The sequence below is a fragment of the Chitinophaga sancti genome (genome assembly GCF_034424315.1).
Lineage (GTDB): Bacteria > Bacteroidota > Bacteroidia > Chitinophagales > Chitinophagaceae > Chitinophaga > Chitinophaga sancti.
On the sequence record NZ_CP139972.1, the window covers coordinates 2,773,290 to 2,794,042 of the forward strand.

Sequence of the window (20,753 nt, forward strand, 5' to 3'; positions counted from 1 at the left end):
CAGCTAAAAGACGAGCTGGCAGGGATGAAAAATTGGGCTGGTACCCCAGGTCACTTCCTTCTTAAATTATAGAACAGGGATATGCGGGCACCTATCCAGGATGTTTGTTGCCCATTATTGGTGACGGCGCTGATCTTAGTACGATAAAGGGCTTTACCATAACCGAAATAATTTGATTCGGCTGGCACACTGCTTAAGGAAGAATCCCCTGATTTTTTCAGTGTTGAATAGTTCAGTTCCAGTTGTAGCTGCAGGCGGCCACTCATTGTTGTTGACCAGGATAAACCATAGGAGTTTAAGCGTTCAAGAATTTTAGTTGCAGGCTTTATCGTATCGGAATAATTTCTTGAAAAGGTACCGGTGGTAAACTCAGCATGCAGGGCATTATCTTCATCCAGCGGCACACGTATACCGGCTCCGTACCTGATGCGCATACCTCTGGAGGAGAAACCCAGGGAGCCTATCCCGTATACATACTGAATACCGGCTTTTGCAGTGGCACTGAGATACACAATATCGTTTGCCGTAACACCTATTGCTGCCAGTGGAGAGGTCCATCCTGGTAGCTCAAAATGTCTGCTTTCTTTTTTTGAAATTCTGTTTGCGTTGAGGGGGTTTTGTTCCCTGCTTGCTACCTGAACCAGCTTTACATGCATGGCTGGTGGCGTGACCTTGTAGTCAGTGTGAAGCGACGTCAGTATCAATACCGGGGAGCTTGCTATGGGCAGGCCTTCTGAAATGTTTACAGCAGTAGCAGGTCGTTCTTTTGGGGAACTGGGTTTTACTACTTTAGTGAATGGTTTGGCTGAAGTATGACCAGCCTTATTTGCGGGCTTTGCTACCTGGATATTTTCAGGTTTATTCACCGGTACACTATCAATTTTCTTCACCGGCTTATAATCGGTAAACAAAATATGGTCGCCCAGAATTTTATAATTCAGGCCTACCTGTGCCTGTACTTCCTTCATCACATCTTCCAGTTTCCATTTACCGGGTTTCAGGTGCACATACTTTTTCAGGGAGGTATTCTGCATATTCAGGGAATACGCTACACCGGTCTGGGCAGCAATGGTCTTTGCCAGCCCGGGTATATCCATGGATGAACGTGTGACAGTAATGACACGTTGAGTTAACTGGGCATACAGTGGTAGATAGAACAGGATTATAACGCTACAGCATAGCAGGAATTTAGGCTTCCGCTCCAGGATATATTTCATCAGCATTCAAATAAGTAGATTATAGACAATTGCGGGTAAGGGATACCCTTATGGGGAAGTAAAAATATTTTAAATTGAATATAACCCAAAACAAGAAAGCCGTCTCAAATGAATGAGGCGGCTTTCTCTTATAATAATTACCAAAATTAGTAATCCATACCCATACCGTGGCCACCTGGCATTGCAGGAGCTGCGGATTTAGGTTCTGGTTTGTCTGCGATTACACACTCAGTGGTCAGCAGCATACCAGCGATAGAAGCTGCATTTTCCAGTGCGATACGAGTCACCTTAGCAGGGTCGATTACACCAGCAGCCAGCAGGTTTTCGTAAACTTCAGTGCGGGCGTTGAAGCCAAAGTCACCTTTACCTTCTTTCACTTTCTGAACTACGATAGAACCTTCGATACCTGCGTTAGCAGTGATCTGGCGCAGCGGCTCTTCAATCGCACGTTTAACGATTGCGATACCAGTCTGCTCGTCTTCGTTATCACCTTTCAGTTGATCCAGAGATTCGATAGAGCGGATGTAAGCAACACCACCACCTGGTACGATACCTTCTTCAACGGCAGCGCGGGTAGCGTGCAGGGCATCGTCAACACGGTCTTTCTTCTCTTTCATTTCAACTTCGGTAGCAGCACCTACGTACAGTACAGCAACACCGCCGCTCAGCTTAGCCAGGCGCTCCTGCAGTTTCTCACGATCATAGTCAGAAGTAGTTACTTCGATCTGTGCTTTGATCTGGTTGATGCGGCCCTGGATAGCTTCTTTTTCGCCTCTACCACCTACAACGGTAGTATTGTCTTTATCGATAGTTACGGATTCTGCACGACCGAGGTAGCTCAGGTCAGCATTTTCCAGTTTGTAACCTTGTTCTTCGCTGATTACGATACCACCAGTCAGGGTAGCGATATCCTGCAGCATTTCTTTTCTTCTGTCACCAAAACCTGGCGCTTTCACAGCAGCAACTTTCAGCTGACCACGCAGTTTGTTTACAACGAGGGTAGCCAGTGCTTCACCTTCCAGATCTTCAGAGATGATCAGCAATTGCTGGCCGTTCTGAACGATTTTTTCCAGGATGTGCAGGATGTCCTTCAGGGTGCTGATCTTCTTGTCGTAGATCAGGATGTAAGGGTTCTGCAGCTCAGCGTGCATTTTTTCGCTGTTGGTGATGAAGTATGGAGACAGGTAACCACGGTCGAACTGCATACCTTCTACTACTTCTACAGTAGTGTCAGTACCTTTCGCTTCTTCTACAGTGATAACACCATCTTTGGTTACTTTGCTCATAGCTTCAGCGATCAGTTTACCAATGGTAAAGTCGTTGTTAGCAGAGATAGCAGCAACCTGTTCGATTTTCTGAATGTCGTTACCAACTTTTTCAGACTGACCTGCCAGGTTTTCAACGATAGCTTTTACAGCCTTGTCGATACCACGTTTCAGATCCATTGGGTTTGCACCTGCAGCTACATTTTTCAGACCTTCAGAGATGATAGCCTGCGCCAGAACGGTAGCAGTAGTAGTACCATCACCAGCGATATCTGCAGTTTTGGAAGCAACTTCCTTCACCATCTGGGCACCCATGTTCTCAATTGGGTCTTCCAGCTCAATTTCTTTAGCCACGGTAACACCGTCTTTAGTCAGACCAGGTGCACCAAACTTCTTCTCAATAACAACGTTACGACCTTTTGGGCCCAGGGTTACTTTAACAGCATCTGCCAGGATATCAACGCCCTTTTTCATTTTGTTGCGGGCCTCGATGTTAAAGAATATTTGCTTTGCCATAATAGCTTGTAATTTTTAAAAATTTAAGGTTTGTTTTGTGTGTGCGCCAATTGTATTAAACAATTGCTAAAATGTCAGACTCACGCATGATTAAGTAATCACCACCTTCAATACTGATCTCTGTACCGGAATATTTACCATACAGTACAGTATCACCTACTTTCACAGTAACCGGCTCATCTTTTTTACCGGGACCTGCTGCTACTACAGTACCTCTCTGTGGTTTTTCTTTCGCAGTATCCGGGATGATGATACCACCAGCGGTCTTTTCTTCTGCTGCTGCGGGTTTCACAATCACCCTGTCAGCTAAGGGTTTAATACTTAAATCTTTTGCCATATAATTATACTTTTTAAAAAGATAAGATGATTTTCTGCTCCTTGGCCCTCGATAATTGTGCCAAGGCCCCGTTCGGGTCATTTTTTCAGGATACTCCTGTTTTTCCTCCCATCGTCGCCTGACAAAAATGCCAATTTTTCAGCAAAAACTGACAAAACATTCTAAAATGTGAGTAAGCAGCAGATTAAAAGCCTGCTAGTCAGCCTAAAGTTACAGTGGTTTTTAATCCCCCTTATCAGACTGTTACGTAAAAAGTACTCCACTATGTTCGATTACCCATTTTTTTCAATAGCTTTGCGCCCTCATACAGTTCTTGATTATAAGATGATTAGCAGAAGAAATATCCGGGTGAAGGTCATGCAAACCCTTTATGCCCTGGAAACGATGGAGCCAGGTACTATTAAGCCAGGTACGGCTACCAGCTTACTGACCGAGAAGCTGGACCAGACCAGTCAGATCTTTACCTATTTACTTTATTGCCTTACTCAGGTAGCGCAATATGCGGAAATAGACGCACAACAACGTGCTTCCAAGCATCTTCCCTCAGCCGAAGACCTGACCGTAAACACCAAAATTGCAGGCAACGAATTCATTTTCCAGATTATTAATGACAAAGGCTTCCAGGTAAACCTGGAAACATGGAAGCTTAAACACATACCCGAACAGGATATGCTGCGCAAGCTCTACAATATCCTTGTAGCGTCAGACAACTATCAGGAATATATTAAGGAGCCTTCCCGCAATAAAAAGACTGAAAAAGAAATTATAGAGTATATCTATAAAGAAATCCTCTCCCAGAGCGAGCTTTTCCTACAGCACATGGAAGATACCTTCCTCCACTGGGGTGATGACGCCGAGATGATGTCTCTGTTGGTTGCCAATTACATGCACAAACCACACTTGTTCAATTTCCTTCAGCTCATCAGCAGAGAAAAACTGGAATATGCCAGGGAACTCCTGCTCACCGTACTGGATAAGAAAGAATACTGCCTGGAACTCATCAAGCCTAAACTGCAAAACTGGGATCCAGAGCGTATTGCCGCTGTAGATATGCTGCTGATGGAAATGGGTGTATGCGAATTCCTCTTCTTCCCGACCATCCCTACCAAGGTAACTATCAACGAATATATTGATCTGGCCAAAGCCTATAGTACGCCACAGAGCGGACAGTTTGTAAACGGTATTCTGGACAATATCCTGAAAGACCTGGATGCGGCCAATCAGATAAAGAAAGTAGACCGTAACAAAAAATAGCTAATTTTGAGCCTATGAAGAAGGTAGTCTATCTGCTCGCCTGCAGTACCCTCCTCCTGGGAGCCTGCGGCAGCCGCAAACAAAGTAGCGAAAAAGGTGCCGGTACAACCGTTACCGAAGTGAAATCAGGCACACCCGCTATCGCATTTGAAGAAATGGAACACGGTTTCGGCAATGTGGTGGAGGGGGAAAAAGTAGAGTATTCCTTCAAATTTACTAACACTGGCGATGCGCCCCTGGTTATTTCAGATGCCAGCTCCAGCTGTGGTTGCACTATTCCTGACTGGCCGAAAGAACCAATTCAGGCAGGAAAAAGCAGCTATATTAAAGTAGTGTTCAACAGCGCAGGTAAATCCGGCTTTACAGCAAAACAGATCGTGCTACACGCTAATACAAAACCAGAACTGGTACAAGGCCCGAAGATCATTTGCACCGTAGTCAAACAATAATAAACTAACAACAACAAATACAAACATTTACGATGTACACAAATATGCTTAACATTTTACTGATGGGAGCTCCGGGTGGAGCCCAGGGCGGTAGCGGAGGTATGGTGCAGCTGCTGTTTTTTGGTGGTATGATCCTGGTGATGTGGTTATTCATGATCCGTCCTCAGACAAAAAAAGCTAAAGCACAGAAAGATTTTATCTCCAACCTGAGAGAAGGTGATAAAGTCGTTACCATCGCCGGTATCCACGGTAAGATCAATAAATTCTTCCCTGAAAACAATACCGTAAAGATCGAAGTTAGCGCAGGTACTTACCTGACTATCGAACGCTCTGCGATCTCCATGGAATATACTTCTGCTCAGCAGAAAGCTGCTGAAGCACCTGCAAAATAATGCTGCATCCGAAAGGATGACAGGTCCCAAATTCCTTTACCGGAGTTTGGGATTTTTTTTGATCTTTGGGTCATATGTTAAAAATAGGTATTACAGGCGGCATCGGCTCCGGCAAGAGTACAGTATGCAGGGTATTTTCCCTGCTCGGTATCCCCGTGTACTATTCGGATGATGCTGCAAAAGAGATCATGCATACGGATCCGCTTCTCAAAGCCAGTATCAAAGCACACTTTGGAGAAGAGATGTACGATGAAAAAGGTCAGCTCCAGCGTGCTGCCCTGGGCAAAATTGTGTTCAACGACAAAGACAAACTGGAACTGCTCAATTCCCTCGTACATCCCGCCACCATCCGGCATAGCGAAGAGTGGGCCGACAGGCAGCAGGCTCCTTACATCATTAAAGAAGCCGCCCTCCTGTTCGAATCTGGTTCCTTCGCCTACCTGGACAGGATCATTGGTGTGACCGCTCCCCAGCCCCTGCGGATTCTCAGGGTCATGAAGCGCGACAATGTAAGCCGCGAGGACGTGCTGGCCCGTATGTACAAACAGATCGAAGAACCCATCAAAATGAAATTGTGTGACGATGTGATTCACAACGATGAACAACAGATGGTCATACCTCAGGTACTTGCCCTCCATGCAAAATTGCTGGCACTGGCAGGTACCCAATAAATAACCTTAAAATACCGGTACTCATTGTGCATAATTGTTAAAACAACCTCTGCTTAAGCAATCAATAATGAGTCACTAACAAAATATCTGCATGGGGAAAACCGTCAACTCGAATAAAGCCACACCCGTACTACTACTGGAGCTGCAAAGTAATCACCCGGAACCAATTAAGATCGGCGCCGGTTTATTAAAAGAAGATGCCAATGGCCGTACCTGTCAGCGAATGCCCCTGCACGATAGAAAATCGTTGTCCGTATTCAATACCTTACCTGCCGGCGTACAGCACCTGCTGGCCCCCTGTACACAGGAAGCCATGCTGTATAAGGAACTGCAACTGAAAGAGAAATTCAGGGAAGCACCTGTAAGAGCACAGACCTTACAACAGTACGTGCAGGAAGGCATGCAACAATACATTTACCATACCCTTCAACAGCTACGCCCGCTTACACCAGTACTACCCTGGTATACCATGATCACGGACGATAGTATGCTCATGAAACATACCCGGCCCGCTACCGTCAATAACTATACGCCGGCTCTTTCCTTTGAGCTGGTGCAGGGTGATGATGGCATAATCCGTATGGTGGCATTCGTGAACATCAATAATCAATCTTTTCCGCTCTCCGGCTATGAACACTATGGTTTCCTGCTGCGCAGCCGTGGAGAGCTCTTTATATTACCTCCTTCCAGTGCCAACGCAATTGCAAAATTCTCAGGTGGCTACGTAGAGGCTATCCCCGGCCAGGAAGGTACATTTCTGCAGGAAGTAGTGATGCCACTGAGCGAACAGTTTCCTGTTGATAAAAGTATTCTGCTGGACAAAGAGGAGATCGACGTCTCTCCTTCCTGTAACATCTGGCTCAGTGAACTGAATAAATCATTTCTCGTACTCACACCGCAATGGCAGTACGGAGACTTTATCATCGAAGATTCGCCGGATGCTGTGGTCATCCGTACAGCAGGTGATACACAATTCGAGATCAAAAGACATATTGAAGAAGAAAAGGAAATCCTTGCATTCATCCGGTCCCTGCATGCACGCTTTGCGCAGCAGCGCAATGGCTACTTCTACCTTCCGTTTGCAGATGCGGAAAAGAACCAGTGGTTTGTAAAGTGCTACCGCAAACTCACGGATCGTAACATCGGTGTGTATGGCATGGACCAGCTGCAACATTTCAGGTACAATACAAATGTGCCTGTGATGGATATCAATTGGAGCGGTGATGACAAAGAGGCTTTTGAGCTGGACATAAAGATCCATTACGGAGATATTCCCGTTGCCCTGGCAGACCTGCAAAAAGCCTTACAACACAAGCAACCCCACTTATTATTGAAAGATGGTACCATTGGTGTAATACCTGATGAGTGGCTGCATAAATATGACCTGCTCTGGAAACTGGGCCAGGTACAAAAAGATAAACTGAAACTCTCCCGCCTGCATTTTACAGTTGCGCAGGAGATCCTGCAGGGGAATCATTCGGAAGATACTTTGCAAAGATTACAACGGCTGCAGATCCAGCCAGGTGCAAATTTCCCCGTACCATCGGCTATTCAGGCACAGCTGCGCAACTACCAGCAGGCTGGTTTTGAGTGGATGTGTCTTCTCGATGCCATGCGCTGGGGAGGCTGCCTGGCAGACGATATGGGTTTGGGTAAAACCCTGCAGACCATTACGTTTTTACAGCACCTCGCCAATAAATACCCGGGAGAAACGCACCTGGTGGTATGCCCTACATCCCTGATCTATAACTGGGAAAGTGAGCTGAAAAAGTTCGCCCCAGATCTGCGGTACACCATCTACCATGGCAATAACCGGCATTATGCACCTTCAGGGTATGACCTGGTGATCACCAGCTATGGTACGATTCGCAGTGACCAGGAGATCTTTGCCAGTCATGTATTTGGCTATGTTGTACTGGACGAAAGCCAGGTGATCAAGAATCCCAGCTCGCAGACCACAAAGGCACTTCAGGTATTGCAATCGCGTAACCGCCTGATTCTGAGTGGTACCCCTATCCAAAACAATACGATGGACCTGTATGCGCAGATGAACTTTGCTAACCCGGGTCTATTGGGTAACCAGGCATTTTTCAAGTCTGAATTTGCCATGCCGATTGATAAAAATGCTGATGCGGAAAAAGCGGGTCAGTTACGTCGACTGATATACCCATTTCTCCTGAGGCGTACAAAGGAACAGATTGCCCAGGATCTGCCGGACAAAACGGAGATCATTATGTGGTGTGAGATGGGCGATGAGCAACGGCAGGCATATAACAGGATCCGCGATCTATACAAAGAGAAAGTTTTTAACCGCATCCAGGAGCAGGGAATAGCAGCTAGCACGATTTATGTATTGGAAGGTCTGACCCGGTTAAGGCAGGTATGTAATGCTCCTCAGCTGGTGGAATCTGAATCACATATTCCCCATTCTGTAAAGCTGGATGAGCTGATGCGCGAGATCAGTGAAAACACTGGTGCCCATAAGGTATTGGTCTTCTCTCAGTTCACCGGCATGCTGCAACTCATAGCAAAAGCGATGGAGCAGGAAGGATTGAAATTTCTCTATCTGGACGGCAGTACGAAAGCGGAGAACAGGCAGCAACTGGTGAACCAGTTCCAGGAAGAGGAAGCAATGCGGGTATTCCTGATCAGTCTTAAAGCAGGTGGTGTGGGATTGACGCTGACGGCTGCTGATTATGTATACCTGGTAGATCCATGGTGGAATCCGGCAGCAGAGCAGCAGGCCATAGACCGTACACACCGCATCGGGCAGCAAAATAAGGTGTTTGCCTACAAGATGATCTGTAAGGATAGTGTGGAGGAAAAGATCCTTGCATTGCAGCAAAGGAAGAAGATGATAGCAGATGATCTGATCAGTGAGGACACCGGCTTTGTGAAGAAGCTGACGGAGGAGGATGTGGCGTTTTTGTTCAGTTAACTAAAATTAATTTCCGAAATTTGTGGTATGTTAGATAACTCCAGGTCAATTATCATGCTTATAGTGGTTTTCTTTGCCACTTCCCTGACGGTTCGTGCCCAGCAGCCGGTACCTCCGAAATTTCCTGAAGGTTTTAATATTCAGAAAGGGGTAAACATTGGTTACTGGCTGTCGGATGCCAGCGGCCGGAATGGCACAGCGCTGGTAGACTTTTTTGGTGAGAAAGATGTGATCTTCCTGGCTCAAAAAGGTTTTGATCATTTACGTATACCCATAGACGAAGGTGAGTTGTGGAATTATAAGAACGATAAATACGATGATGCTTTTAAGAATATTCACGCTGCTATTGGCTGGTGTAAAGCCAATAAGCTGCGGGTGATTATAGATTTACATACACTGAAAGGTCACCGCCTGTGGAGCAGTGATGATGAGCAGGATCGCTTTATAGCCATGTGGAAAGAACTGGCCCTGGAATTGAAAAAATATCCGGCTAACCTGGTGGCATATGAATTGTTGAGTGATCCGATTGCTGATAGTGCAGGTGAATGGAATGAGTTACTGGCAAAAACGATCAAAGCGATCCGTGAAATAGATGCGAAGAGAGTAATAGTAGTAAGTAGTAATCAGAGTGGTAGTTATAGTACTATTTCACAGCTGAAACTGCCGGAGGGCGATAATCATATTATCCTGAACTTCCACTACTTTGAGCCTATCTACTTTACGCACTATCGTTACAAGGATAGCAGGCAGCAGGATTATGGTGGGCCGGTGCATTACCCGGGTGCAACTATTACTGCGAAGGAACTGAATGAGCAACCGGCTACAATCAGAAATCTGCTGGCAGGTAGTACGCAGGATTATAACGACGATATCATAGCAGATCAGATAGCGACTGCAGCGAGAATGGCGAAGAAGTTTAAAGTGCCTCTGATTTGCGGGGAATGGGGTTGTACCAGCCTGGTGCCAAGGAAGGATAGGATGCGGTGGTATAAGGATATGAAGAAAGCACTGGATAAAAATGCGATACCCTGGACGGTATGGACGTATAAAGGAGATTTTGGGATTGTGCAGGGAGATGGAAGTGATGATGATAAACTACTCAAATTGCTCACGAAAGATTAAGGATTTTAAGCGGTTTTGCCTGATGGCAAAACCGCTTTTCATTTAGGAATATTCATTCCTTATCCAAATTTAAATCTACGACTACTTCACTATCCAATAAGCCAGCACCAACCACAGCAAGCCCTTTGCCAGGAAAAACAGGAAACCCCAGATACCGACCCTTCTGATCCACTTTACCCAGGACTTTTTTTCTGCTGCTATTGCCATAAAAACCTTATTTGCCCGCAAAATACCACAAGGCAGGAATAAGTCAACATTGCTTTTATCTATAGGCGGATAGAAGGTAGATGGGGGTTCATGTTGCATTTTACGGTAAATGGGGTTAAAGCCCTGCGGCCGGCTTATCAAGGAAACGGTGTTGACTTTTCCAAAAGCAAAAAGCCCCTCGGTTACACCGAAGGGCTTTTGTTTATCAAACATTTAATTGAACACTATTTCTTTACAGCATCAGCTAAGCCTTTCTTATCTGTATCCTTTACAGGAACTGCTTCGCTTTCATTTGCCAGCTCATTCTTCTTGTCGAAGTCCACCAGCACTGGTGCAGCTACGAAGATGGAAGAATAAGTACCTGTGATTACACCGATCAGCATCGCGAATGCGAAACCACGGGTTACCTCACCACCGAAGATGAAGAGGATCAGGATTGTCAGGAATACTGTCAGAGACGTCATTACTGTACGGCTCAGTGTATCGTTGATTGCCTTGTTGATGATACCGTCTCTTGACATACCCTTCATCTGACCACCGCGGAAGTACTCACGGATACGGTCGAATACGATCACGGTATCGTTCATGGAGAAACCTATGACCGTCAGGATCGCCGCAATGAAGTGCTGGTCAACTTCCAGTGGGAACGGAACGATATCGCGGCAGTAAGAGAATACAGCCAGTGTTACCATCACGTCATGCAACAGGGAGAAGATTGTACCAATTGAATACTGCCATTTATTGAAACGCAGCAGGATGTACAGGAAGATCACTACCAGAGACAGGATCGTAGCCTTCACCGCACCTGCACGCAGGTCATCGGAGATGGTTGGAGATACTGTCTGGGAAGCTACGATATAACGAGGTGAAGAGAATGATTCATAAGTTAAAGACTTATCATAGAACTTCTTCAGACCATTGTACAGTTTCTCAGTTACTTCCCTATCAACTTCAGGATTCTGTTCATTGATACGATAGTTGGTCGTAATGTTCAGCTGGTTGGTGTTACCGATAGTTTTTACATACGGTTCTGAATTGAATTCTTTCTCCAGAATGGTACGTACTTCTTCGGTCTTCATTGGCTGATCGAAGCGGATTGTGAAGCTACGACCACCATCAAAGTCAACACCGTGACGGAAACCATGGAAGAAGGAAGATGCACCCAGCAAGATCATGAAACCAGAGATCACATAAGCATATTTTCTCTTACCTACGAAGTCAAAAGCAGCATGCTTGAAGATCTTCCGGGAGATTGGAGTGAAATATTCGAAGTGACGTTTCTTGTTGGTATAGTAGTCAGTTACGATACGGGAGATCATGATACCACAGAACAGAGACAGTAACAGACCAATGATCTGAGTGGTAGCAAAGCCCAGTACCGGACCTAAACCGAAGTAGAACAGGATAATTGCTGTGAGCAGGGAGGTGATGTGACCATCCAGTACAGGAGCATAAGATCTTCTATAACCGAATTCAATCGCCTGTGGATATGTTCTGCCATGTACAAGCTCGTCCTTGATACGTTCGAAGATGATTACGTTTGTATCCACGGCCATACCTACAGTCAATACCAGACCTGCGATACCAGGCATCGTCAGCGTCGCACCCAGCGAAGCGAGAATACCGAAGGTGAAGAGCAGGTTCAGGATCAGGGCGATGTTTGCAACGATACCGGCGGTATTATAATATACCAGCATCAGTACGAAGATCACGATGAAGGAGATGATGAAGGATTTAGCACCGGCTGCGATAGACTCAGCACCCAGGGTTGGTCCGACAATCTGTTCCTGAACGATTTTAGCCGGAGCTGGCATTTTACCAGACTTCAGGATATTCGCAAGGTCTTTCGCCTCTTCAACGGTAAAGCTACCGGTGATTTGGGAGTGACCACCAGGGATCTCGTTAATAATAGAAGGAGCTGTGTAAACGATGCTGTCCAGTACTACTGCAACGTAGTTCAGGTTAGCGCGGCTTTCGTCAGCACCACCTTTAGGAGCCAGTTCACCGGTCAGTTTCTTCCATTCTCTGGCACCCACGTTATCCATCGCCATGCTGATTTCAGCATTACCATTCTGGTCGTAGTCCTGTTTAGCATCTACTACCCTTTCACCGCTTACGCGTGGAGCAGGATTAGCAGGGTTGATTTTCAGGGCGAAAACCTCCAGTGGACCGTGTTTGTCTTGTTTATTTTCAGGACCGAAAGCAAATACCAGGTCTTTAGGCATTACATTTTTTACTGCTTGCAGTGTCAGGTAAGCTTTGAAAGCAGCAGTGTCAGTGGGCATGATTCTACCCACTACAGCAGAAGGTAAAGGCTGACCGTCCTGTGTGATCTGCGGGTGCAGAATGGCGAACAGTGGATTGGTCTTCAGGAATTCCTTCTCTGCATCAGCCATCAGCTTAGCGGAGTCTACCTTGCCACCTTTTTTCTTTCCGGCTGAGTCACCAATGAAGGCTGCCAGGCTACCATCTTTGGAACTATCCGTGGCAGCGGCAGCAGGCTTCGTTGCAGCAGTGGCAGCTGTATCAACCACAGGTTTGCCAGCAGTTGCATTTTTCAATGCCTCGTTCATTTTCACGAGAACGTTATTCACGAAGTCAGCATCGTTTCTGTAAGTTTCGCGGAACTCCAGGTTCGCACTTGCCTGCAGGTATTTCCTTACACGGTCAGGGTTGTCTACCCCAGCCAGTTCTACGGAGATGATACCTTTACTTTCGTCCAGGCTGATGTTTGGAGAAGCTACCCCAAACTTGTCAATACGTTTCTGCAGTACGAGATAGGTATTTTTAATTGCAGCACCAGCTTCACGACGGATAACTTTCAGAACCTCGTCGTTAGAAGTGTTGAAATTGATGTCTTTTTGGTAAGCGTTTGCAAAAATGGTAGCCAGGCGACCCTGAGGAGCCACTTTTGCATATTCCTGCCCGAACAATGTTACAAAATCCGATTGGCTGGCTTTCTTCGCGATGGCAGCATTTTCCAGCGCCCGGTTGAAGTCCTTGTCTGTCGAATGACCGCTCAGGGAAAGGATCACATCTTGCACGCTCACATCGAGCACTACGTTCATACCGCCCTGGAGGTCAAGTCCAAGGTTCAGTTCTCTTTCCTTGGCTTTGGTATAGGTTACGTACCAGGGAAAACCCGCGATCTGTTGATTGCTGGTGCTATCCAGGATTCTTTGTCTTCTTGCTTTGATCAGATCATTCAGTGTATCCTGATAAAAAGCACGGGCCTCTTTATCGTCCTTGTACTTGACTTCAGGAGCGTCTTTCATCTTTAAGACATCCGTCTTGGCTTGCAGGTCTACCTTGCTCTCGTAGCTGCGTACCAGAAACGTGAAAGACAGGTAATACACAGAGATAAGGATCAATGCACCGGCAAAAAATCTAACCAGTCCTTTAAGTTGCATATTGTTTCGGGTTTATAAAAAAATTTTAAGAGTTGCAAAGATAGAATTTAAATTGATATATTAAAGCCGGAGAAACGCAGAAAAGGAAAAAGGTGGAAAATATTGGTTTTCAACTCTTAAACCAGAGTTTTTTGCCCTTATTTAGTCTTCTCTAATGTATGCCAATGCTTTGCTATTCGGTTGATAACTCTACTTTGCTGGCTGCAATACTAATAAAAATATGCAAACCATCAATTACCTTCCTCCCAACTCTTTTTTGGAATCTTTATTAAGATCACAGGCAAGCCGCCTTGGCCCTGTATTTTCGGACCCAGAACGGTATCAATTACAAATTATTTATACCAGGATCGACCGGGATGACCAAAATCAGCCTCATTGCAGGGATTTCACCTACAGACTGGATGATCATGCATATTTTTACCCAGCCTCTACCATAAAGCTCGCAGCTGCAGCCCTGGCCCTGGAAAAGCTGAACGACCTTGCTATTCCGGGCCTGGACCGGCATACCCCCATGCTCACCGATAGTTTGCCCGGTGCTACTCCTGCCGCCTTCACTGACGCCACCTCTCCTTCCGGGCTCCCTTCCATCGGTAATTATATTAAGAAGATCCTGCTGGTCAGTGACAACGATGCTTTTAACCGGCTGTATGAATTTATCGGCCAGGAGTCCTTTAATAAAGAACTGTGGGCAAAGGGCTACCCCGGGGTACAGGTCCTTCACCGGCTGGGAGTGACCGGAATTTCCCCCGAAAAAAACAGGTATACCAACGCCATTATCTTTCGCAGGGGTCGAAAAGTGATCTGGCAACAACCGATTCAATATAGCCCACTCAGCTTTTCCACCAGGAATGATAAAATGGGGAAGGCATATTATAATGAGGAGAAAAAATTGATACAGGCACCCATGGATGCCTCGCTGAAAAACAGGGTCAGCCTGTCGGATCTGCATAAAATTCTAAAAAGCATTATTTTCCCTGATCTTGTAACAAAATCTCAACGTTTCCGTTTAAAAGAGGACGACTATGGATTTTTATACCGCTGCATGTCAGCACAACCGGAAGAATCGGAGCGACCAACTTACGATCCTGCAGCATTTCATCATAACTATGTGAAATTTCTGTTGTTCGGTGCAGAGAAAAATAACCGTATCAGTGGTGATGTACGCAGCTTTAACAAACCTGGATGGGCTTATGGAACTTTAACAGACATTGCCTATATAGCAGACTTTAGCCACCAGGTAGAATTTATGTTATCTACAACTGTGTATGTAAACGATAATAACGGAATTTTGTCCGACGAAAATTACCAGTTTAAACAGATAGGCGAACCATTTATGCAGGCTTTGGGTGAGCTTATTTATAATTATGAACGCCAGCGGCAGCGGGCCTATAGCCCAGATCTGTCCAGGTTCACAATTGACTATTCCAAAAAGGCTTTTTAAAAAAACCAAGTTCTAATTCTATATTAAACAAGTGAGTGAAATGGTAACAAGTAAACGTTTCGGGGCAGTTGCGGCCCTTCTTGCAATGGTAACAGGGTTTACCGCATGTTTGAAAACTGAAAACACAACTCCTTCAAGACCCGTAGCAGCTTTCGTAGTGATCAACGGTATCAGCAGTGCTGCCAAACTGGATTTCTACGACAACTCTACCAAAATTAAGGACAGCGTCTCCACCGGCTTTGCAGGTTATAACTACCAGGCTTATGGCGGCGTACATATCTTTGAACTGAAAAGATATGCTACCGGCACTACTGTAGTATCTACCAGTGCTGCTACCTACGATTCACTGAACTACTACACCCTGGTGGCATTCGGTGATTCTACCTCACCGGTGTTCTATCCGATCAAGGATAGTGAATTCAATGGTGCAAATACAGCTAATCTGAATATCCGTTTCTGGAACTTATCTTCCAACATTGGCCCGGTTGACCTGTATCTGAACGCTACCAAGGTAGACAGCAATGTGACCTTCTCAATGTCCAGGCCAACGACTGTGTTCAAGGCCCTGAGCACTGTAACCAGCGCTACTTCCATCACCGTGAAGAAAGCTGGTACTTCTACAGTGGTAGCTACCAACAATTCTTCTACTACCCAGCTGTCTGTAAGTGGTGTATACACTATCTTCCTGACAGGCAATGCCAATGTCACCACTGGTTCCCTGGCACCTTATGTAGGTTATATCAAGAGTTATTATTAATAGAAAAACCCGCTTCTGCCAGATGCAGAAGCGGGTTTTTCCCCTATCTTAGCCCTATGAGGCTATCTATCCTTTTCATATTACTGCTATCCAATACCCTTAGTAAGGCCCAGACTTCCCGCTATATTATTCAGCTGCGCGATAAGGCGCACAGTACCTGGTCACCAGACCAACCATCCCAGTTTCTGAGTACCAAAGCGCTTGAACGCAGAACCAAACAACATATTTCTATAGACAGCACAGACCTGCCGGTATCCAGCTCTTACCGCGATAGTATCCTTGCTGCCGGTAATGTTAACATCCTTTATACTTCCCGCTGGTTCAATCAAATCATTATACAAACTTCTGATACTGCTGCCATCAGAAAGATCAGATCCTTTTCATTTGTAGTCAATACCCGTAGCGAGGGCCGGAAATCCGCTGCCAGGAAGGACAGACCAGCCGCGGAAAAGGTCAGTGCCGATGAATATTATGGTGTAGCAAAATCGCAGGTGGAATTGCATCATGCACAATCGCTGCATGATAAGAATTATAGAGGACAGGATATGGTCATTGCTGTCATTGATAATGGTTTCCCATCTGCCAATGTAAACAGGGCATTTACTACGACGAAGATCATCAGTACCTGGGATTTTGTCAACGCGGCTGCTAACGTATATGCCTATGGTGATCATGGTACAGAAGTACTTTCCATACTCGCGGCCAATCTTCCGAATGAGATGGTAGGATCGGCTCCTGAAGCGGGTTACATATTACTACGCACCGAAGAAACCGAATGGGAAAAACCCATCGAAGAAAATAACTGGGTGGCTGCTGCCGAATATGCTGACAGTGCGGGTGCAGACCTTCTCTCCTCTTCTCTTGGTTACAACACTTTTGATGATCCTCTTTATAATCACAGCTATTCAGATCTGGACGGGAAGACGACCATCATCGCCCGTGCCGCCTCCATGGCTGCTGCCAAGGGCATGATCGTGGTCGTTGCCGCTGGCAATGAAGGTAATAATGACTGGCATTATATACTTACTCCCGGCGATGCAGATAATGTGCTGACAGTAGGTGCTGTAGATGCTGATGGCAGGCTTGCTGATTTCAGCGGCCATGGCCCAACTGCCGATGGTCGTATTAAACCGGATGTTGTATCCCTGGGCCAGTATGGCAGGATCGTTTTACCCAATGGCACCATTAGTGTGGGAAGCGGTACGTCCTTTGCCACACCTGTGATAGCGGGTTTCACGGCTTGTTTGTGGCAGGCATTTCCCAATTGCACAAATAGTCAGATCATCAATGCCATCAGGGCGGGCAGCAGCCAGTATACTGCACCAGACAATGATCTGGGCTATGGGATCCCCAACTTTACTACGGCATTCAATATACTGAAAGCCAGTATTTTATCGGGTGACAGCAGCCTGCTGCAGCATAGTTGGCTGAAAGCTTTACCCAACCCTTTTAGTAGCAGTCTCAAAGCTTATCTTCATGCAAACGCAGGTCAAAAGGTAGAACTGGCCCTTTATGATAATAATGGCCGCAGGATCAGGACGACGACGTTTACCGCTGATACAGATTATTATTATTACGACTGGCAGGCGGATTTTTCAGTCTTACCTGCTGGTATATATTATTTAAGAGGTCAAAAAGGGAAGGATAAGGCCGTTGTGAAGCTTCTGAAACGTTAAGTATTTCCGTTCCTCCTAATTACGATCACACATTTCTTCCGCCATCAGTTACAAATTTATTGTAGGTTTGTTGCTGGTCGCGCACCTACTAAACATTTTTGTTATGAAGCATTTGGAATTAGCAGAAAGGCTGTCAAGAATCTCTGAGCCACAAACGATCAAAATGGCTAAGCTGAGCCGTGAGTTGAAAGCGCAGGGTATAGACGTTGTAGATCTGAGTATTGGCGAACCTGACTTTGACACGCCTGCCCACATCAGGGAGGCAGCAAAAAAAGCCATCGACGAAGGCTTTACACATTACACACCGGTAGCTGGTATTGCAGATCTGCGTGCGGCGGTGGTGAAGAAACTGCAACGTGATAACAATCTGGAATATCTGCCCGAGCAGATTGTGGTATCGACCGGTGCCAAGCAAAGTATTGCCAATGCAGTACTGAGTGTAATCAATCCCGGTGATGAGGTGATCATCCCTACACCATATTGGGTTACTTATTCAGAATTAGTAAAACTCTGTCAGGGTAAGGTTGTGTTCGTACCCTGCAGTATCGAAAATAAATTTAAGATCACACCTGCGCAACTGGAAGCGGCGATCACGCCTAAGACTAAGTTGTTCATGTTCTCCTCTCCCTGCAATCCTACGGGATCTGTATATAGTAAGGAAGAACTGAAAGCGCTGGCAGCTGTATTTGCGAAGTATCCGGGTATCTATGTATTGGCTGATGAGATCTATGAATACATCAATTATGTAGGTAAGCATGAGAGCATTGCACAGTTCGAAGGTATGAAGGAACGTACGCTTATTATCAATGGTCTGAGTAAGGGCTTTGCGATGACAGGATGGCGTTTGGGCTACCTGGTAGCACCTACAGCTGTAGCAAAGGCAGCAGAAAACATCCAGAGCCAGTTCACTTCTGCTACCTGCTCTATTACCCAGAAAGCGGCAGTAGCAGCGCTGAATGGTCCAAAAGATTCTGCTGACGAGATGCTGGCTGAGTTCATAAAGAGAAAGGCTTTTGTATTTGAGCAGATGAGCCAGATACCTGGTCTGAAACTGATCAATCCGGATGGTGCATTTTATATGTTCCCGGACGTAAGCAGCTTCTTTGGCAAGTCTTACGACGGTGAGGTGGTGAATAATGCAGATGATCTGTGTATGTATCTCTTACACAAAGCGAACGTGACTTTCGTGACTGGTTCTGCTTTCCAGCAACCAAATGCGATCCGTATTTCTTATGCTGCGTCTATGGAGAAGCTGCAGGAAGGGATGAAGCGTTTGAAAGCGGGTTTGGAAAAACTGGCGTAAATAATTCATTTTCTATAGAAAAAGCTTTTGCCGGATCGGCAAAAGCTTTTTTTTTGCCACTATATCTGCACATTTTTATTTATATATTTGCACTTGCAAACAATCGTTCTACATGAGTAATATCTCAACTCAAAGCATGCTTTTCGTTGTATTAGGCATCGGCATCTTAACTATTCTATATATGACCTTAAGGGATATGTTCCTAAAACCTAAAGACAAGGAGGCAGCACCTGTCGCCACTGCTCCTGTTTCAGAAAAGCGCAGCAGCGATGCGGCTGTCCTTCCCCTGCAATTACAAGCCTATGAAAGAATGGCATTGCTGGTAGACCGTATTAACCTGCAAAACCTGATCAGCCGTGTATATCAGCCGGGTCTGGGTGCTACAGACATGCAGGTTGGCCTGATCCACACGATCAAAGCTGAATTTGACCATAACGTTACGCAGCAGATCTACGTCTCTGCAGCGGCATGGGAAGCGGTGAAAACACTGAAAGAACAAACGATCACGATCATCAACCAGGTAGCCAGCCAGCTCCCTGCTGAGGCATCTGCGATGGATCTCAATAAACATATTCTGGAAATATTCCTCCAGGCGGAACAATCACCTGCCGAAATCACTGCGCAGATTGTGAATGCTGAAGCCCGCAAATTATTCTAGAACTCATTTCATAATTACTATTTGTGTATTGATTATCAATTGGAAATACCTATTTATGAAGTCAGTTAAAGAAATGAAAAAAGCCCTCCACAATGCGGAGGGCTTTTTTCATTTCTTTACCATCATCACTCTCTTAGGCCGGATTACCTCGTATAGTAAATAACCCTTTCCATTAAAGTGGATATATAATGGTGGTCCCTGATACCATGGAATACCCGGTACTTTCTTATGTGCCTGGATGTGCAGGTGAGGCTCCGTACTAAATCCTGAATTGCCTACACAGCCCATTGGCTGTCCTTTTTTAATGAGGTCTCCGTCGTGCACGATCACACTTCCCTCCTTCATATGTCCTAAAAAGATGTAACTATTCGTGGTTTCTATGATCACCTGGTTGGTATTATTAGGACCACGGCTCATATCCGGCGGTATATTGTCAGGGTTATTACCATAGGCTTTCAATACCCTGCCATCGCAGGGACTATATAAGGTATCACCAAAGATTTCGTAGTCTGATAATTTTTTGCTGAAGATCTTACTGGCACGGCGGCCATCCGGTTTCAGTTTTACGATATCCATCGCATAGATGGCCCCTCTCAGGCTGTAATGAAACAGGTTGGTGGGTAATCCTTTACCTCCCTGCAATACGAAGTATCGCCCTGTTTTCATAGGGAAAGCCATTTCGATGGTTTCAGGTTTGCCGGTGGTGCCGGTAAAGTAGAGAGTACTCAGCAGGCTTAAACCTGTTCCGAACAATAAATTGAAGAAGATCTGCCAGGTTTGGGAAGCACGTGTTCCCCGCTTAGGGCGCAGAAAACCAATGATCAGTGCCAGCAGGAGGCAGATACCAAACCCGTACTTGGCTTCGATAGTCAGGTATACCCAGGTGCCATAGAGATAAATAAATACTCCCAATGCTAATCCGGCAAAAAGACGCGACCAATTGTGGCTGATAGGGGCTGCGGCAGCTGTATAAGTATAGAAAATGCTGAACAGGGCCAGGGCAAAAGTGAGTAATAACAGTGCGTAAATAAACATAGCTTATTCGGTAAATCTTTCAGGAATGGTCCTGTAAATTATCAAAATTTGGTCTTCGCAGAATACGGTAATAATTATGTAACATTGTCTATCATACATCATTAT

Annotated in this window: 17 protein-coding genes; 11 read left to right on the forward strand and 6 right to left on the reverse strand. The window is 45.6% G+C overall.

Annotation, left to right across the window (positions count from 1 at the left end; translation table 11 throughout):
• Positions 1-50: 50 nt before the first annotated feature.
• The 3 genes from U0033_RS10555 to U0033_RS10565 all read right to left on the reverse strand — a co-directional run bounded on the left by U0033_RS10555 (position 51) and on the right by U0033_RS10565 (position 3,335).
• The gene (locus tag U0033_RS10555) at positions 51-1,217 is read right to left on the reverse strand and encodes a hypothetical protein (protein WP_143150575.1); all 1,167 of its coding nucleotides are present in this window, start codon (positions 1,215-1,217) and stop codon (positions 51-53) included.
• 146 nt (positions 1,218-1,363) lie between these two features.
• On the reverse strand, positions 1,364-2,998 hold the full coding sequence (gene groL / locus U0033_RS10560) for a chaperonin GroEL (RefSeq protein ID WP_072356768.1): 1,635 nt from the start codon (positions 2,996-2,998) through the stop codon (positions 1,364-1,366).
• A 55-nt stretch (positions 2,999-3,053) separates the two neighbouring features.
• Positions 3,054-3,335: a co-chaperone GroES gene (locus U0033_RS10565; RefSeq protein WP_072356767.1), complete on the reverse strand. Its 282-nt coding sequence runs from the start codon at positions 3,333-3,335 to the stop codon at positions 3,054-3,056.
• A gap of 324 nt (positions 3,336-3,659) precedes the next feature.
• Here U0033_RS10565 and nusB point away from each other — a divergent pair, with 324 nt between their 5' ends.
• The 6 genes from nusB (at position 3,660) to U0033_RS10595 (ending at position 10,161) form a co-directional block, all read left to right on the forward strand.
• A complete protein-coding gene (gene nusB / locus U0033_RS10570) occupies positions 3,660-4,589 on the forward strand; it encodes a transcription antitermination factor NusB (protein WP_072356766.1) in 930 nt (309 codons plus the stop codon).
• A gap of 14 nt (positions 4,590-4,603) precedes the next feature.
• Positions 4,604-5,038 carry a DUF1573 domain-containing protein gene (locus tag U0033_RS10575; RefSeq protein WP_072356765.1) on the forward strand — a complete coding sequence of 145 codons (435 nt, stop codon included), beginning with the start codon at positions 4,604-4,606 and terminating at the stop codon, positions 5,036-5,038.
• A 44-nt stretch (positions 5,039-5,082) separates the two neighbouring features.
• Positions 5,083-5,430 (forward strand): preprotein translocase subunit YajC, encoded by a 348-nt coding sequence (gene yajC / locus U0033_RS10580; protein WP_072357074.1) that lies wholly within the window; start codon positions 5,083-5,085, stop codon positions 5,428-5,430.
• Positions 5,431-5,504: 74 nt separating this feature from the next.
• Positions 5,505-6,101, forward strand: coding sequence for a dephospho-CoA kinase (gene coaE, locus U0033_RS10585; RefSeq protein WP_072356764.1), 597 nt, complete (start codon positions 5,505-5,507; stop codon positions 6,099-6,101).
• Between the two features lie 91 nt (positions 6,102-6,192).
• Positions 6,193-9,039, forward strand: coding sequence for a DEAD/DEAH box helicase (locus tag U0033_RS10590; protein WP_072356763.1), 2,847 nt, complete (start codon positions 6,193-6,195; stop codon positions 9,037-9,039).
• 54 nt (positions 9,040-9,093) lie between these two features.
• Complete coding sequence (locus U0033_RS10595; RefSeq protein ID WP_177318520.1) at positions 9,094-10,161, forward strand: glycoside hydrolase family 5 protein; 1,068 nt, start codon at positions 9,094-9,096, stop codon at positions 10,159-10,161.
• A gap of 81 nt (positions 10,162-10,242) precedes the next feature.
• Here U0033_RS10595 and U0033_RS10600 read toward each other — a convergent pair whose 3' ends face one another.
• Positions 10,243-10,581, reverse strand: coding sequence for a hypothetical protein (locus U0033_RS10600; protein ID WP_245801700.1), 339 nt, complete (start codon positions 10,579-10,581; stop codon positions 10,243-10,245).
• An 11-nt stretch (positions 10,582-10,592) separates the two neighbouring features.
• Positions 10,593-13,778, reverse strand: coding sequence for a protein translocase subunit SecDF (gene secDF / locus U0033_RS10605; RefSeq protein WP_072356761.1), 3,186 nt, complete (start codon positions 13,776-13,778; stop codon positions 10,593-10,595).
• Between the two features lie 220 nt (positions 13,779-13,998).
• Between secDF and U0033_RS10610 the strand changes: the two genes are divergently transcribed.
• The 5 genes from U0033_RS10610 (at position 13,999) to U0033_RS10630 (ending at position 19,613) form a co-directional block, all read left to right on the forward strand.
• Positions 13,999-15,219 carry a serine hydrolase gene (locus U0033_RS10610; protein WP_072356760.1) on the forward strand — a complete coding sequence of 407 codons (1,221 nt, stop codon included), beginning with the start codon at positions 13,999-14,001 and terminating at the stop codon, positions 15,217-15,219.
• A 40-nt stretch (positions 15,220-15,259) separates the two neighbouring features.
• Positions 15,260-15,976, forward strand: a complete 717-nt coding sequence (locus U0033_RS10615) for a DUF4397 domain-containing protein (protein WP_143150574.1) — start codon at positions 15,260-15,262, stop codon at positions 15,974-15,976.
• A gap of 56 nt (positions 15,977-16,032) precedes the next feature.
• Positions 16,033-17,652 carry a S8 family peptidase gene (locus tag U0033_RS10620; protein ID WP_072356758.1) on the forward strand — a complete coding sequence of 540 codons (1,620 nt, stop codon included), beginning with the start codon at positions 16,033-16,035 and terminating at the stop codon, positions 17,650-17,652.
• Positions 17,653-17,755: 103 nt separating this feature from the next.
• Positions 17,756-18,955, forward strand: coding sequence for a pyridoxal phosphate-dependent aminotransferase (locus tag U0033_RS10625; RefSeq protein WP_072356757.1), 1,200 nt, complete (start codon positions 17,756-17,758; stop codon positions 18,953-18,955).
• Positions 18,956-19,067: 112 nt separating this feature from the next.
• Positions 19,068-19,613, forward strand: a complete 546-nt coding sequence (locus U0033_RS10630; RefSeq protein WP_072356756.1) for a DUF7935 family protein — start codon at positions 19,068-19,070, stop codon at positions 19,611-19,613.
• Positions 19,614-19,721: 108 nt separating this feature from the next.
• Here U0033_RS10630 and U0033_RS10635 read toward each other — a convergent pair whose 3' ends face one another.
• Positions 19,722-20,648 (reverse strand): M23 family metallopeptidase, encoded by a 927-nt coding sequence (locus U0033_RS10635; RefSeq protein ID WP_072356755.1) that lies wholly within the window; start codon positions 20,646-20,648, stop codon positions 19,722-19,724.
• Between the last annotated feature and the right edge of the window lie 105 nt (positions 20,649-20,753).

What these genes read in the sequence shown, in the direction of transcription:
- U0033_RS10555 (WP_143150575.1), bottom strand. Translation starts at nt 1,217, where the DNA reads ATGAAATATATCCTGGAGCGGAAGCCTAAATTCCTGCTATGCTGTAGC.
- groL (WP_072356768.1), bottom strand. Translation starts at nt 2,998, where the DNA reads ATGGCAAAGCAAATATTCTTTAACATCGAGGCCCGCAACAAAATGAAA.
- U0033_RS10565 (WP_072356767.1), bottom strand. Translation starts at nt 3,335, where the DNA reads ATGGCAAAAGATTTAAGTATTAAACCCTTAGCTGACAGGGTGATTGTG.
- nusB (WP_072356766.1), top strand. Translation starts at nt 3,660, where the DNA reads ATGATTAGCAGAAGAAATATCCGGGTGAAGGTCATGCAAACCCTTTAT.
- U0033_RS10575 (WP_072356765.1), top strand. Translation starts at nt 4,604, where the DNA reads ATGAAGAAGGTAGTCTATCTGCTCGCCTGCAGTACCCTCCTCCTGGGA.
- yajC (WP_072357074.1), top strand. Translation starts at nt 5,083, where the DNA reads ATGCTTAACATTTTACTGATGGGAGCTCCGGGTGGAGCCCAGGGCGGT.
- coaE (WP_072356764.1), top strand. Translation starts at nt 5,505, where the DNA reads ATGTTAAAAATAGGTATTACAGGCGGCATCGGCTCCGGCAAGAGTACA.
- U0033_RS10590 (WP_072356763.1), top strand. Translation starts at nt 6,193, where the DNA reads ATGGGGAAAACCGTCAACTCGAATAAAGCCACACCCGTACTACTACTG.
- U0033_RS10595 (WP_177318520.1), top strand. Translation starts at nt 9,094, where the DNA reads ATGCTTATAGTGGTTTTCTTTGCCACTTCCCTGACGGTTCGTGCCCAG.
- U0033_RS10600 (WP_245801700.1), bottom strand. Translation starts at nt 10,581, where the DNA reads ATGTTTGATAAACAAAAGCCCTTCGGTGTAACCGAGGGGCTTTTTGCT.
- secDF (WP_072356761.1), bottom strand. Translation starts at nt 13,778, where the DNA reads ATGCAACTTAAAGGACTGGTTAGATTTTTTGCCGGTGCATTGATCCTT.
- U0033_RS10610 (WP_072356760.1), top strand. Translation starts at nt 13,999, where the DNA reads ATGCAAACCATCAATTACCTTCCTCCCAACTCTTTTTTGGAATCTTTA.
- U0033_RS10615 (WP_143150574.1), top strand. Translation starts at nt 15,260, where the DNA reads ATGGTAACAAGTAAACGTTTCGGGGCAGTTGCGGCCCTTCTTGCAATG.
- U0033_RS10620 (WP_072356758.1), top strand. Translation starts at nt 16,033, where the DNA reads ATGAGGCTATCTATCCTTTTCATATTACTGCTATCCAATACCCTTAGT.
- U0033_RS10625 (WP_072356757.1), top strand. Translation starts at nt 17,756, where the DNA reads ATGAAGCATTTGGAATTAGCAGAAAGGCTGTCAAGAATCTCTGAGCCA.
- U0033_RS10630 (WP_072356756.1), top strand. Translation starts at nt 19,068, where the DNA reads ATGAGTAATATCTCAACTCAAAGCATGCTTTTCGTTGTATTAGGCATC.
- U0033_RS10635 (WP_072356755.1), bottom strand. Translation starts at nt 20,648, where the DNA reads ATGTTTATTTACGCACTGTTATTACTCACTTTTGCCCTGGCCCTGTTC.